Below are 14247 nucleotides of genomic sequence, written 5' to 3'. Positions count from 1 at the left end.
GGTCTAAATCATGCACCGCAGTATCTGTCCGGTCGCTCGACAATCTGGACCCCCATCCTCCGATGACCCTCAGGTCGTGGATATAGATTAACTGTCACGCTCATTCGATTGATCGAAATTCGATCCACGACTAGACCGGCCTTGGCGCAGTTCACCGAGCGGGACGGTGGGATTAGACAGCACCTGCTCCACCATGACTGCCAGGTCCACCGCGTACGGCGCGAGGTCGCTGGCCTGCGACACCTCCGAGATGATCTCGAAGCCGGCGCTGTGCTCCTCGACGGTCACCATCACCGGCCGGGGCATGGCCTCGCGCGGCATCGCCACCGGTGCGGCCGCGAACCCGAACAGGTCCCCCTGGCTCTCGTGCGCGTAGTCGAACGCGAGGAGAGCGGCAGGAAGCCTGCGGTAGCGCCGGTCCTGCAGCAGCCGGTACAGGCCTGCTGTGGCGTTCGAGGTGTCCACGAGCTGCAGCTGGACGTCCCTGGTCACGTCCGTCAGGCTGCGATCGTCGGAGAGCTCCACGACGACCGGCAGCTGGTCCACGCAGAAGCCGACGAGCGGCTTGCCTGCGTAGTGCGGTTGCCCGGTCCGGTGGGCCATCACGATCGCCTGCGGTACGCCCATGAGCAGCGCCGACGCCACCGTCACCGCCGACAGCGCCGCAGTGTGCATCGTGGACCGGCTGGTGCGCGAGACGCTGCGCAAGTCAGCCAGACTCGTCTCGGAGAATGAATCGATGCGAGTGACCGGCACGAACGGCCCGCTACCGTCGATCATTCGGCCCGCCGTCCAGAAGCTGTCCAGCCTTGGGCGCCACAGCGCGGCGTTCGTGTCGAACTGTGCGTCCTCCTCGGCTCGCTTGAACCGCGCATACTCCAGGAAGCTCGCAGGCGTGGCGAGGGCGTGGCTCGCCGCATCCCCCAGGTAGCAGGACGACAGTTCCGCCCACAGAACCTCGAACGACCAGCCGTCCACCACCGCGTGCGGCGCGGTGGCCTGTAGGAACGAGACGTCGCCGGTCTGAACGAGGTGGAACTGGAACAGCGACGGGACCGACATGTCGACCGGCCGCTTCGCGAACCGGCTGAGGAGGGCCTCGACGTCCTCCGGCGACGCGTCACTCATGGCGCACGTGGTCAGCTTCGGAACGGCGTGGGCGACGGAGTTCTGCGCCGCGCCATCCTGATCGAATCCGATCCGCATCGCCTCGTGTCGTTGCGCGACCGAGGCGATGGCGGCCGCCAACCGCTTCTCGTCGATCGCGCCCTCGATCCGGCGCACGTCGGACATGCGATACGAGGCGCCGCGATCGCCGCCCAGTTCGCTGCTCATCCACAGCAGCTTCTGACCGTCGGTGAGCGGGGCCTGGCCGACGACCGGCGACGATTCGTCGGGGGGACTCGGTGGTTGAGGCGACAGCGGCCGTGCGGGTGCGACCGCTGCTCCGATTCCCGGCCAGAGGCCGCTCGCGGCGATCTCGGCCGAGGTCTCGGCGACGGTCCGCACGATTCGCTCGCAGTCCGCATCGTCGTGTGCAGCGGAGAGGAAGCAGGTGCGCCCCTCCCACACATAGACACCACGGCCGAGCAGGCCAAGGAAGAACATGTTCTCCGCTCGCTCGGAGCCGCCGACGTTGATACGGAACAGGGACGAGAAGTTCTCGACCGTGACCGGATAACCGTGTGCCGCCGAGTGTGCATTGATCGCCTCGGCGAGATCGGCAGTCCGCCGGGTGAGGTCGGCCTGCAGCCGAGGCGACTCCTTCCGCAGATATCCGACCATGTGCTGCGCGACGGCCATCGCCATCGGTTGTTTGCTGAACGTTCCGGAGAACACCATGCTCGGCCGATGCGGCAGCCCGGCGTCGCCCTGCCGCCAGCGACCGCCGTCGATGGGCGCCATGAACTCCGCCTCGCCCGCGATGACTCCGATGGGCATGCCGCCGCCGATGACCTTGCCATAAGTGACCAGATCCGGTCGGACACCGAAGTAGCCGGCCGCACCGGCCGGATGGCACCGGAACCCGGTGATGATCTCGTCGAAGATCAGGGCGGCACCCAGCTCGCTGGTGAGCGTGCGAAGCCGCTGCAACAGCTCGCCGGGCTGGTAGCCGGGGCGTCGGCTCTGGACCGGCTCGACCAACACCGCCGCCAAGCGGTCGCCGTAGAACTCGAGGATGGGGATCGCCGACTCGTCATACGGGACGGCGAGGACGTCCTGAACCATCCCGGCAGGCGTGCCCCGGCCGAGGGTCGTCGCCTCACCCGGCAGTCCGCCTGCCCGAGGAGCGACCAGCACTCCGTCGAACGTGCCGTGGAACGAACCGGTGAACACCGCGAGCAGGTCTCGCCCGGTCTTGGCGCGAGCCGCGCGCACAGCGGCCATGACCGCCTCGGTGCCCGAGGTGGCGAAGCCGACCCGGTCGACCCCTGTCAACGACGCGATGCCTCGGGCGACGTCACCCGCGGTCGACGACTGCGGGCCCAGCAACAGGTCGGAGGGCTCGAAGGAGCGCAGAGCCTGCTTCACCGGCTCGGACGCGTGTCCCAACATGGTGACGCCGAAGCCCATGCACAGGTCGAGGTACTCGCGGCCGTCCACGTCGACGAAGTGCGAGCCCTCACCCTTGACCCCGACCACGGGATAGCTCACCTCGCGGCGGCCCGTACGCAGCGAGAACACCACGTTCCGCTGGTCGACGAGCGTGTACCGGTCCTCTTCGGTGACTCGTTTCGACACCGGGGTACGCCTGGCCCACTCCTGCTCTTCCTCCGCAGGGGCGTCGGCGGTCTCCTCAAGCTGAGGAGCAGGCTCTGGCTGCGGCGCGGGGGCGCGGACCGGTGCGGGGGCAGGCACGCGGGCCGGTGCAGGGGCCGGGGCGGACGCTGCCACGTCGCCCGACGGGCGCCAGCTCGCAGGCACGATGTCGACGAGGTGCTCGGCCAGGAGGGCGGGCGTGTCCCGCTCGAAGTACAGCAGGCGGACGTCGACGGCGACCTTGAACTCGTCCGACAGCGCATCCGCCAACTGAATGAGCAGGAACGAGTCGTACCCGGCGTTGATGAAGGACGTGCTCGGCGACACCTCGTGCAGCGGGAGCCCGACCAGCTTCGCGACGACCCGCCGGATGCCTTCCTCGATGCCGTCGCGGTCGGCGGTGGGCGGAGGTTGCGCCGACATCGGCTCCGGCGCCTGAACCTTGGCCTGCGCCGGTTCAGGCGCGAGCGACGGCAGCGGTGGCCCACCGGAACCGCGAGCCGGGCTGGATTCCACCGACATGGGCTCGTGCCTCTTCTCGTCGTCCCGGACGCGGTCGTCCCGGTCGAACGCGTAGGTGGGGGCATGGACGACGGCGGTTCGCGCGCCCTCCACGCGGCGCTCGGCGGTGGACGGGAGCACCTTGTCGTGCCCGGCCGTCCAGGCCGTCGCGAGAAGCCGGGCGCGCGAGTTCGCGTCGTACCCCGCCTGGCCTGCGGTGGTCATGGCCACCGCGTCGGTACCGAACACGTCCTTGACGAACGGGGTGACGCCCGTGCCGGAATCCAGGACGACGGCCAGATCCGCGCCGTCGGACCGCAGAGCGCTCAGCGTGTCACCGAACCGGACCGGCCGGACCAACTGGCCTGCCCAGAATGCGGGGTCCCGCGCAGTCGCCTCGTCGAGTGGGCCGCCGGCCGTCGGCGACATCAGCCGCAGCGTCGGGGGCCGCAGGTCGATCTGGGCCCAGGTCGCGGCGTACTTCTCAAGGAACGGCTCCAGGACCGCGCTGTGATAAGGGTGCGCGACCGGAATCCGGACCGAGGCGACCTTGGCGGCCCGCAACTCGGCCGCGACCGCGTCGATCGCGAGCGACTCACCGCTGAGGATGCAGTCCCTGGCACCGGGCACGATTGCCAACGACACACGATCGTTGAGGTACTGGGCCGCCGACTCCTCGGGCAGCCGCACTCGGATCATCTCGCCGGGCGGAGCACCCGCCAGGATGCGGGCACGCTCCGTGAGCGCAGTGGCAGCCTCGGCCAGGGTGAACACTCCGCCGACCACGCCTGCGGCGAGCTCGCCAAGGCTGTATCCGCACAAGGACCGAGGCTGGATGCCGTCGCCGAGCAACGACCTCGCGATCGCCACGGATCGGACGAGCATCGCGAGCTCGGTGATCCGCGGTGTGGGCTCGGTCTCCGGCGCTCCGGTGAGACGGGCCGCCACCAGCGGCCGGTCCTCGACCGCCAGGCTCGACAGCGCCTCCGAGAACGCGTCGGCGAAGCCGTCGATCTCCTCCTCGGCCACCGTCAGGTCACCGAGTGCACTCCCCTGCCCCGAGAACACGAGAACGGTGTGGGGGTTCTTCTTCGCCCGCCGAACCGCCGTCCGCCACGTGCCAACCTGCTGATCGCGCCTGGTCACGACGGCGGCCTGCCGGTGGGCGAGCACCCGTCGGCCCGTCGTCAACGTGTGGGCGAGTCGGCCGAGGGAGTCCGGGTCCTCGGTGACGAAATCCGCCACCCGGTCCATCGTCTTCTCTGCGCTGCGCGCCGAGGCGGCACTGACCGGAAGCAGGTACGCGCCGTCGCCCGGCGCGTCGGTCTGCTCGCGCACCGGCGCCTGCTCCAGTACGACGTGCGCGTTGGTACCGCCGACGCCCATCGAGCTCACCCCGGCGCGTCGCGGACGTCCGTCGTCCTCCCAGGCCGTCGAGTCTGCGGGCACGAACAGCCTGGGGCCCGCCGTGATCCTCGGATTCAGCCGCACGAAGTTCGCGACCGGCGGGATCCGACCGTGGCTGACCACGAGTGCGGCCTTGATCAGTCCGACGACGCCTGCTGCCGCACCCAGATGGCCGACGTTGCCTTTGACGGCGCCGATGGCGCACCGCGTGCCCTCGGCACCGAGGGCACGTTCGAAGCCCGCCCACTCGACGACATCCCCGATCTCGGTCGCGGTTCCGTGGGTCTCGAGGTAGCCGATGTCGCCCTTCGCCACGTCCGCAGCGGCCAGCGCCGCGCTGATGACCTGGCTCTGCTGATTCACACTCGGCGCCGTGAACCCGGCCTTGCGTCTGCCGTCGTTGTTGATGGCGCTACCGCGGATGACGGCGTGGATCGCGTCTCCGTCGGCGAGCGCGTGGTCGAGTCGTTTGATCACCACCGCGCCCGCCCCGCTCGCCGAGATCGTGCCATCGGCGGACGCGTCGAACGGACGGCAGCGGCCGTCCGAGGACCAGATGCCGCCCGGCTGGTGGTAATAGCCCGCCCGATGCGGGTGCTCGACGTTCACGCCCCCGGCCACGGCCACATCGGAATCACCGGACAGCACGCTCTGGCTGGCGAGGTGCAGCGCGACCAGCGAGCTGGAGCAGGCACTCTGGACCGTCATGGACGGGCCACGGAGATCAAGGGCGTAGGCGATCCGAGTCGACAGGAGGTCGTGATCGAGCAGCGACACCCAGTTGACCGCTTCCGACGACCTGAGCGGCCTCGCGGCATCGCCCCACCGGGCGTCGCCGATGCGCTCCAGGACCGTGATCGGCGAGGCCGCACCGCCTGCGGCGAACAGACCGATCTTGCCGGAGTGCCGCAGCGGGTCGCAGCCTGCGTCCTCCAACGCCTCGAGGACGACCTCCATCATGACGCGGTGATTGACATTGACGCCGTTGGCTTCGCCTGCGGTGATGCCGAAGGCGGCGTTGTCGAACCTGTCGTGGTCCTCAAGCGGCGCGGCCACGGGCACGTAAGGATGTCTCACGTCCGGCGGAAGGACGATCCCCTCGCGCTCACGATCCTGCTCGCTGACCTCCACCATGCCCGTCGAGCCTGCCTCGACATTGGCCCACAGCGCACGGTAATCGGCGGCACCAGGGACTCGACACGCCATGCCCACGATGGCCAGCGGCTCACGCATCTGCCTCTCCCCCCACCCCGCGCCTCCGACCGTCGGCTCGTTCCGCAGGGACCGCGTCGACCCGAGGCAGTACCTCCGTGATCCCGAGCGAGTCCATCGCCGCGTCGGGCTGCCTCAACAACATCGTCAGGATCTGCTGATACGCGTCGCAATAGCCGAGAGAGAGCCGGGGCGAGTAGGCGCGCAGCGCGTACTGCCAGTCGAGAGCGATGCCTGCCTCGGTGATGTCGCAGACGACGCCGAGGGCGAAGGGCCCCTGCGAGGTACGCGCCACCCGCTCCGACAGACTGCCCTCGCCCAGGGCCAGCCCACCGCTGGCGCCTGCGGAGAAGGTCGTCCGGACCAGTTCGGTGTCGGCGAGGGATCCGTTCTCCCGCCACAGATCCGACACCCGGCTGAACGGCAGGTCCTGGTCATCAATGGCATCCAGCAGGTTCAGCGACACCTCGTATGATGCTTCGGCGAACGTGCCAGACAGATCGATCCGGGAGCGCGCCACGACCAGGTTCGTGAGCATTCCCACGGTGCGCGCGAACTTCGGGGTCCGGCAGCTCGTCGCGGTCCCGACACACACGTCGCCCTCGCCGGTGGCGGCGGCGATCATGACGTTCATCGCAGCGAGCAGAACAGAGAACGGTGTCGACCCGGCACGACGCCCGTACGCCACCACCTCGTCGGCCAGCCGGTCGTCGAGCGTGGTGGACAGTAATGTGGTGGACAGATCGTCGGTGTCCGACGCCGCCGGATCGCCCACCGCTTTCCGGGAGTCTCCCGGCAGCACGCTGCCGGTGGCTCCCGTGAGCCGTTCGGTCCAGGACACCAGGTCGTCGCGGGATGCGTCGTCGGCAAGGGTCGCGAGCTGCTCCGTCACGAAGGCGGCATATCCCGGCGTGACCGGCACGAGCTCCGGCGTCGTGCCCGCACGGGCCGAGCGGTACAACTCGCCGAAATCATCGACGACGAGCGCCATCGAGCTGCCGTCGCAGATGATCTGGTGAGCGGACAGGACCAGCCCCGTCCGTCTGTCCGACAGGAGGATGGCGGTGAGCCTGATCGCAGGCAGGCGGGTCAGGTCGAATGTCGAGTTGGCCGCGTCGGTGATGGCGCGTTCCAACTGCTCGGCCTGCACGGCCCCGGACAGCTCCCGGAAATCGAGCACCTCGACCGGAGCGTGCGCCGGATCGGGGCTGACGACCTGCACGACGGCGCCGTCGACCTCGTGGAAGGTTGTTCGCAGGGACTCGTGGCGGCGCGCCGTCTCGTCGAAGGCGAACGTGACGGCAGCGACGTCGAAGGCGCCGTCGAAGAGATAGACCTCCGGCATGATGTATGCCGTGCTCCGGGGGTTCTGGCGCCAGAAGCGCCAGATCTGCTCCTGCAGTGGACCGAGCGGGAAGGCGTGTTTGCGCACAGCCGCGCCAGTCAACTGACGTCCCCGATGAGCTTGCAGAGGTTCCGAGTGGTGCGCGCCTGGAAGAAGTCCCGTAATCGCACTCGGACGCCGAGTTCCTCGCGAATCTGGGCCAGGATGTTCAGCGAGTCCAGCGAGCTGAGACCCAGCGTGAAGAACTCGTCGTCGAGCGAGCACCGAAGATCCAACGTCGAGCGCACGATCGCGATCACCCGCTTCTCGACGTCGGTCATGGCGGGATCATCGGGCTCCTCGTCCCGTGCGTCGGTCTCCGCAGGCTTCACCAGCCGCGCGAGCGCCGGGACATCGACCTTCCCGCGTTCGGTCATCGGCATGGACTCCACGCGCCGAACCACGGCGGGCACCTCGTAGCTCGGGAGCTCGCGGGCCAGGTATTCCCGAACACCGGCCTCCTCTCCCGATTCGGCCGCGCCACGATCACCGACGTAGCAGGCGACGAGCAAGGGGTTCGGGGAGTCCCGGTCGACGAAGGCGACCGACTGGGCGACAGCGGGATGCCGGTTGAGGACCGTCGAGATCTCGGAGAGTTCGATCCGCCTGCCGCTGATCTTGACCTGATCGTCCGACCGTCCCAGGAAACTGTAGGCGCCCTGCGGCGACACCTTCGCGAGATCGCCGGTCCGGAACAGTCGCGACCCCGGCGGGCCGGAGGGGTTCGGGGTGAATCGCTCTGCGGTCAGCCGCGGGTTGCTCAGGTATCCGCGCGCGACGCCCGCGCCGCCCACATACAGGTAGGCAGGCTCGCCGTCGATCGCCGGGTCGAACTCGACGTTGCGGTACAGCTGGATCTGCGCCCCCGGCACGGGTACGCCGATCGGTGCTTCCAGGAACTCGTCGTCGACGAGCCGACCGCCCGTCGCCGCGACCGTCGTCTCCGTAGGTCCGTACTGCACCACGACGGACTGACTCGCGGCCAGTTGGCGCACGACGCCGTTCGGCACCGCCTCGCCACCGATGAAGGCCAGTTGCACTGCGGAGTCACCGGGTACGTAACCCGCACCCAACAGCCCGGAGTACCAGGACGGCACGCCGCTGAGGACCGTGACCTTGTGCTCGGCGATGCAGTCGATGTGGTCCTGCCACGAGCCCTCCGTCAGGTCCGGCGCGACGATGAGCTCGGCGCCCGCCGCGAGCAGCAGCACGGGCCGGAGCGACGCGTCGAAAGCCAGATCGGCCGACAGCAGTACCCGCAGGTCGCCCTCGGAGTGCAGAGCAGGCTGCCTCACCAGGTCGAGGAGGTATCGTGCGTAGTTGTCCAACGCGCCGAACTCGACACCGACGGCCAGCGGGGTACCGGTGGAGCCGGACGTGCAGAGGACATAGGCCAGATTCCGCTCGGTCGCGCTCGCACCGTCGACCCGGGTGTGACCTTCGCGCAGGCGTCGGATGCGGAACCCGGATTCACCCGGCATGCCACCATGCGCCTCGCCGTCGGACATCTCCAGAGCGAAGGTCGCCACCTCGCCGAGGACGAGCTCACGCCGCCGCTCGGGCCATTTCACGTCGACCGGCAGATACGCCGCACCCGCCATCCAGATGGCCAGCATGGCGATGATCGGATTACCGCCCCGCGGCAACACGGTTGCCACCACGTCTTCCGGCCCGACTCCCTGCGCGCGCAGCTGATCGCGCAGATCGGTCACCGTCGACATCACTTCGCCGTAGTCGAGCAGTCCTTCGCCTGCACGCACCGCAGGCCGACGCGGGTCACTTGCAGCGATGTCACTGATCTGTTCGAGTAAGGACAGTCCACTCACGAGGCAAATCTTCCCCTAGGTCACAACATCTCCGGCGGCGAGTCAACACACTAGACTGCGAAAGCTCACGATATAAGATCATTCTTCATCTGCTGTCGGTCGAACAGCCAAGGCCGTCTCGGCGTGATTCATCTACTGTCGGTCGAACAGCCAAGGCCGTCTCGGCGTGAAACGGATGGGAGCCCGCAGGCACCACGATGTCAGCGACACCAGGCGGACCGACGGGGAGATGAGCGCACAGCGGGGCGGCCCGTCGCACGCGCCGACATCCGCCAGGCCTATCCACCGAAGTAGCCGGACGCTAGGCTGCCGCACGATCAACACGCCGATAGAGGAGTCCCCTCCAGCCATGCGACGCATCCCCGAGCTCGGTGCGCAAGCAATCGACCATCGCTCGGCAGCCAGATATCTCCTCTGGCTCGTCTCGCGTCAGAAGGCCAGCACGGCCTGGGGAATGGTGACGTCAGCAGTGTGGAATGCCAGCCAGGCATTCATTCCGGTCGCCCTCGGCCAGGCCTTGGACCTCGGCATCACCGGCCGCGACAGCGGCGCCCTGATCTACTGGTCCGGAGTCATCCTACTACTCGGCGTGGTGAGAGCGGCCGCAGGAATCGCGTTCTATCGACAGACCGTCATCAGCCGTACCGTGTCCGCAGGCTTGACCGTGCAGGCGGTCACGCGGCACGTCACCAAGCTCGGCGGCTCGCTCTCGCGAGGGCAGGATGTCGGCAACCTGACCGCGACGGTGACGTCGGATGTGACCACTATCGGCAACGGGCTGCTACACGCAGGCCGGTTCCTCGGCTCAATCGTGGCCGTCATCGTGGTCACCATCTTCATGCTCACGATCTCGGTGCCGCTCGGGCTGATGGTCCTGGTCATGGTTCCCGCGCTACTCGTGCTCAGCGGACTTCTCTTGCGTCCCCTGCACCGGAATCAGGACGAGTACCGGTCTCAGCAAGGCCGGTTGTCGGCACGAGCAGTCGACATCGCCGCAGGCCTGCGGGTGCTGCGCGGGGTCGGCGGGGAGAAGCAGTTCTCGACGGCTTTCCACACCGATTCCGCACAGTTGCGGGTCGCGGACACCAAGGTGGCGCAGGCCGAAGCGAATCTCGACGGGGCGCGCGTCCTCATGCCGGGCCTGATCGCCGCGATCGCCACCTACACCGCGGCTCGCTTCGCGCTCGATCAGCAGGTGACGGTCGGCCAGATGGTTTCGTTCTACGCATTCGCAGTCTTTCTCACCCTCCCCCTCAACGACATCATGGAAGGCGCGAAACAGGTGACCAGGGCGTTGGTCTCCGCCAGCCGTGTCACGGCGTTGCTGAACACCGAGGCACCGGACCGAGCGCGATCGACGGTGGCGGCCGAGAACAAGGGCGCGGCACACCTGGTCGATCGGACCTCGGGTCTGGAGGTCCCGCCGTCGACGTTGCTGGCAGTCGTGTGCGCCGACTCGTCCACAGCGGACCCGCTCGCCCGACGACTGGCTCGCTTCGGCGACTCCGGCGATGTCACGTTGGACGGCGAGCCGCTGGCTTCGTTGCCGCTGGCTGTCGTGCGTTCCCGGGTGCTGCTGGCGCGCAACAGCGACCGGTTCTTCGGCGGGACCATCCAGCATGAGATCGCACCGTCGGAGACCACCACTCCGGAAGAGCTCGCGGCCGCACTCGAGGTCTCCTGCGCAGCGGACATCATCGATTCGCTGCCGAACGGCTCCGACACGCAGATGCGTGGCCGGGGCAGGACGTTCTCGGGTGGCGAGCTACAACGTCTGCGACTGGCTCGCGCGATTCTGGCCGACGCCGACGTCACCTTGCTCGTCGAACCGACCAACGCCGTCGACGCCTACACGGAGCACACCATCGCAACCAATCTGGCCAGGCACCACGAGGCTCTCCCGGACAGCCGAAGCATGGTCGTGTTCACGGTGAGTCCGTTGTTGCTACAGCAAGCCGGACTCGTCGCCTATGTCGTCGACGGTCGAGTGACGGCCACGGGGTCGCACAAGGAACTACTGGCTACCCATGCCGAATATCGGGATCTGGTCAGGCGCAACGACGCACTAGAGGCAGGCCGATGAGCGCGCGCACGCTTCCCGTAGCAGGCGAGAAGACGATCCGCCGCTTCGTGGGGACGCTCGCGCGTCGCCACAAGCGGGATCTGGCCGTGGTTCTGCTGCAGTACGGGTTGGCCGCAGCGAGCGGTCTGGTCGGGCCCAGACTGCTGGGCGACATGGTTCAGTCCGTGCGCGACGGCACGACGGTCGGCCACGTGACGGTCCTCGCGTGCGCCCTACTCGGATTCACTCTGATCCAGGTCTTCCTGATCCGTGTCGCCTTCCGTTCGGCGGGCAGACTGGCCGCGACGGTCCTGGCCGAGATTCGGGAGAAGTTCGTCGACGATGCGCTGGCGCTTCCCCTGGCCGACGTCGAGAGATCCGACGACGGCGATCTGGTGACGCGCGCTTCGCGGGACGTCGACATGTTGCGACGAACCATGCAGCTCGCGGTACCCCAGGTCACCGAAGCAGTGGTGTGGATCGTGCTCAGTGTCGGTGCCATCCTGCTGGTGTCGTGGCAGCTCGCGTTCGCGCTGCTGGTCATCGCGCCGCCTCTCGTACTCGTCAACCGGTGGTACCTGTCCCGCAGTTACGGCGCGTACCTCCGCGAAGCCGAAGCCTCGGCACGCATCACAGAAGGCCTGTCAGCCACCGTTGCGGGTGCGAGCACCGTCGAGGCATTCGGCCTGGAGGCCGACCGGATGCGCCGCACCGGTCAGGACACCCGATCCTGGTACGGCGCCGTCGGCAGGACGCTGCGGTTGCGGACGGTCCTCTACCCGGTCGAGGAGTTCCTCTTCGTCGCGCCGCTGACCTTGGCCCTGCTGCTCGGCGGGTACGCCTACGGCCAAGGCTGGGTCGACCTGGGCCAGGTCACCGCTGCGACGCTGTACATCCTGCAGGCGATGGTTCCCCTCGAGGTCTTGCTTGACTGGGTGCCCACGCTCCAGCAGGGAAAGGTGTCGCTGGCGCGTCTGCTCGGCGTCGCAGACACCACGACGAAGCCGGCACCGACGAGCCAGGACCGCACCATTTCTTCGGCCGACCTGTCCACGAGCGCCGTTCAGTTCGGCTATGAAGACGGGCCGGACGTGCTGCACGGGATCGACCTCACGGTGCGGCCCGGCGAGCGGCTCGCCATCGTGGGTCAGACCGGAAGCGGCAAGTCGACGCTCGCCCGGCTGCTGTCCGGGATCTACCATCCACGTGCAGGCGCCGTGCACATCTCTGGCGTGCCGTTGCACGAGATTCCGCTGCACGAACTGCGCCAGCACGTGATGCTGGTGACCCAGGACCAGTACATCTTCGGTGGCTCGCTCCGGGACAACCTCGAGATGTCCACCTCGCGGGCCGGTCGGGACGTGCGTCCACAGCCCGACGACGTCGCGCTGTGGACGGCGCTGGAGACGGTTGGCGCGAGCGGCTGGGTCGCCGACCTCCCGGAGAAGTTGGACACTGCGGTCGGCACCAGCGGGGAGCCGCTCACGGATGCCCAGGCGCAACAGCTTGCCCTGGCCCGACTGTTGTTGGCAGATCCGCCGGTGGTCATTCTCGACGAAGCGACCTCTCAGCTGAGTCCGGGCTCGGCCCGAAGTCTCGAGCGGGCGCTTGCGACCGTGCTTGCGGGTCGCACGGTCATCGCGATCGCGCACCGTCTGCACACGGCTTACGACGCGGATCGGATCGCCGTGATGGAGCACGGACGACTCGTCGAGGTCGGTTCCCATCAGGATCTTCTCGACCAGGGCGGCGCCTACGCCCGGTTATGGTCAAGCTGGCTCTGACTCCGCACGGTCAAGCCGAGAGTTGCAGTGGGCGACGAACTCTTCGATCGTCGAGTATTCCAACAATGCGACGATGTCCGTCTCGATGCCCAGGACCGAATTTAGTTCGTCGACCAACTTGATCAGCAGGAATGAATTTCCCCCGACATCGAAGAAGCTGGTGACCGTATCGACCTCGGAGACATCCACCCCGATAACGTCGGCCCACACCTGGGCAACTGCTCCTTCGTACACTGCCATCGTCGACAACCTCCTGCGCGTCGCGTCCGCCGCCGGCGCTCACCGGGCGGGGCATCAGTCACGAATGTAGCCGTAGCCCGGAGCGACCCCGCATTCGGCCAGCCACTCCCGACTCTCGACACCGTCAAACCATAGCGTGTCGGGAGGGGATGGGGTGCGGTTCGGGATCAATGATTGAGTCCGCAGCAGGTGATCCACCACGATCGACCGTCATGTCCGACCGTGGCAGTTGATCACACAGGGCAACCGAAAGTCACCAGCCTTCTTTCTGCGCCCTTGCCTCATACAACAGGACGGCCGCCGAGACCGAGACGTTAAGCGAGTCGGCATTGCCGAGCATCGGCACAAACACCCGGTTGAAGTCGGGCTGGCTCCACGCCTTCGGTATCCCGTACCGCTCGGCGCCGAGAACAAACGCCGTGCGACCCTTCCCATAATCATACTGCCGATAGTTGCGCGAGTCTCTGGTATCGCTGAGGTACACCTCGACGTCCCATTCGCGCAGCCAGTCGACGGCGTCCTCGATCTGGTCGAACTCGATGATAGGCGTCGTCAGCAGCATCCCCTGGCTGGCCCGGAACACTTTCGGATGCGTGAGTCGAGTGCGACGGTTCGTCAGTATCAGGCAATCACCACGACAGGCGTCGAAGGTGCGGATGAGGGTACCGAGGTTGCCGGGGATCTCCATGCCATCGGCGATGATCACCAGCGCATTCGGCGGCAGCTGCACGTCCGCAGGCGTATATCGCGGGAGGGCCGCAAGCGATATCAATCCGTCCGGCCGGTCCCGCTCGGAGATCCGCTCAAGCGTCTTCGCGGAAATCTGGTACGCCGAATTGGCGCGACTCATCAGCTCGTCGGCACGCTTGCGGGCCTCATCACCGTAAGCAGCTTCCGGGCACCAGAAGAACGCATCGACCGTCACGTCATTGTTGAGCAGCAGGTTATGCGCCCACAGGCCTTCCGCGACGAAGAGTTTGTGCGGATTCGGTGCCGAATTCTTTTGAATCGATATGAGTTGGCGAATCCGCGGATGCTGCGCTCCGATGTGTTGCAATTTCACCCTTACCT

At 67.4% G+C, this 14247-nt stretch carries 7 protein-coding genes; 2 read left to right on the top strand and 5 right to left on the bottom strand.

The features are described from left to right. Positions 1-87 precede the first annotated feature (87 nt). The 3 genes from UA75_RS05165 to UA75_RS05155 are packed head-to-tail and all read right to left on the bottom strand — an operon-like array spanning position 88 to position 9090. Complete coding sequence (locus UA75_RS05165; RefSeq protein ID WP_075739277.1) at positions 88-5901, bottom strand: type I polyketide synthase; 5814 nt, start codon at positions 5899-5901, stop codon at positions 88-90. Beyond that, a complete protein-coding gene (locus UA75_RS05160) occupies positions 5894-7327 on the bottom strand; it encodes a condensation domain-containing protein (RefSeq protein ID WP_198042931.1) in 1434 nt (477 codons plus the stop codon). Before UA75_RS05160 ends, UA75_RS05165 begins: the two co-directional genes overlap by 8 nt. Then, positions 7324-9090, bottom strand: a complete 1767-nt coding sequence (locus tag UA75_RS05155; protein ID WP_075739275.1) for a non-ribosomal peptide synthetase — start codon at positions 9088-9090, stop codon at positions 7324-7326. The genes UA75_RS05160 and UA75_RS05155 overlap by 4 nt, the downstream gene beginning before the upstream one ends. 229 nt (positions 9091-9319) lie before the next feature. Here UA75_RS05155 and UA75_RS05150 point away from each other — a divergent pair, with 229 nt between their 5' ends. Then, entirely contained in the window at positions 9320-11173 is a 1854-nt protein-coding gene (locus tag UA75_RS05150) for an ABC transporter transmembrane domain-containing protein (protein WP_198042930.1), read from the top strand. Then, complete coding sequence (locus UA75_RS05145; RefSeq protein ID WP_075739273.1) at positions 11170-12936, top strand: ABC transporter ATP-binding protein; 1767 nt, start codon at positions 11170-11172, stop codon at positions 12934-12936. Before UA75_RS05150 ends, UA75_RS05145 begins: the two co-directional genes overlap by 4 nt. Here the strand turns inward: UA75_RS05145 and UA75_RS05140 are convergent. Next, positions 12922-13176, bottom strand: a complete 255-nt coding sequence (locus UA75_RS05140; RefSeq protein WP_083682935.1) for an acyl carrier protein — start codon at positions 13174-13176, stop codon at positions 12922-12924. The genes UA75_RS05145 and UA75_RS05140 overlap by 15 nt on opposite strands. A 253-nt stretch (positions 13177-13429) precedes the next feature. Next, positions 13430-14239 (bottom strand): TrmH family RNA methyltransferase, encoded by an 810-nt coding sequence (locus tag UA75_RS05135; RefSeq protein WP_075743431.1) that lies wholly within the window; start codon positions 14237-14239, stop codon positions 13430-13432. Between the last annotated feature and the right edge of the window lie 8 nt (positions 14240-14247).

Origin of the sequence: Actinoalloteichus sp. GBA129-24 (assembly GCF_001941645.1) — a bacterium.
GTDB classification, from domain to species: domain Bacteria; phylum Actinomycetota; class Actinomycetes; order Mycobacteriales; family Pseudonocardiaceae; genus Actinoalloteichus_A; species Actinoalloteichus_A fjordicus.
Note: the sequence above shows the minus strand (reverse complement) of the source record. Positions and strands in the feature narration are given on the sequence as shown.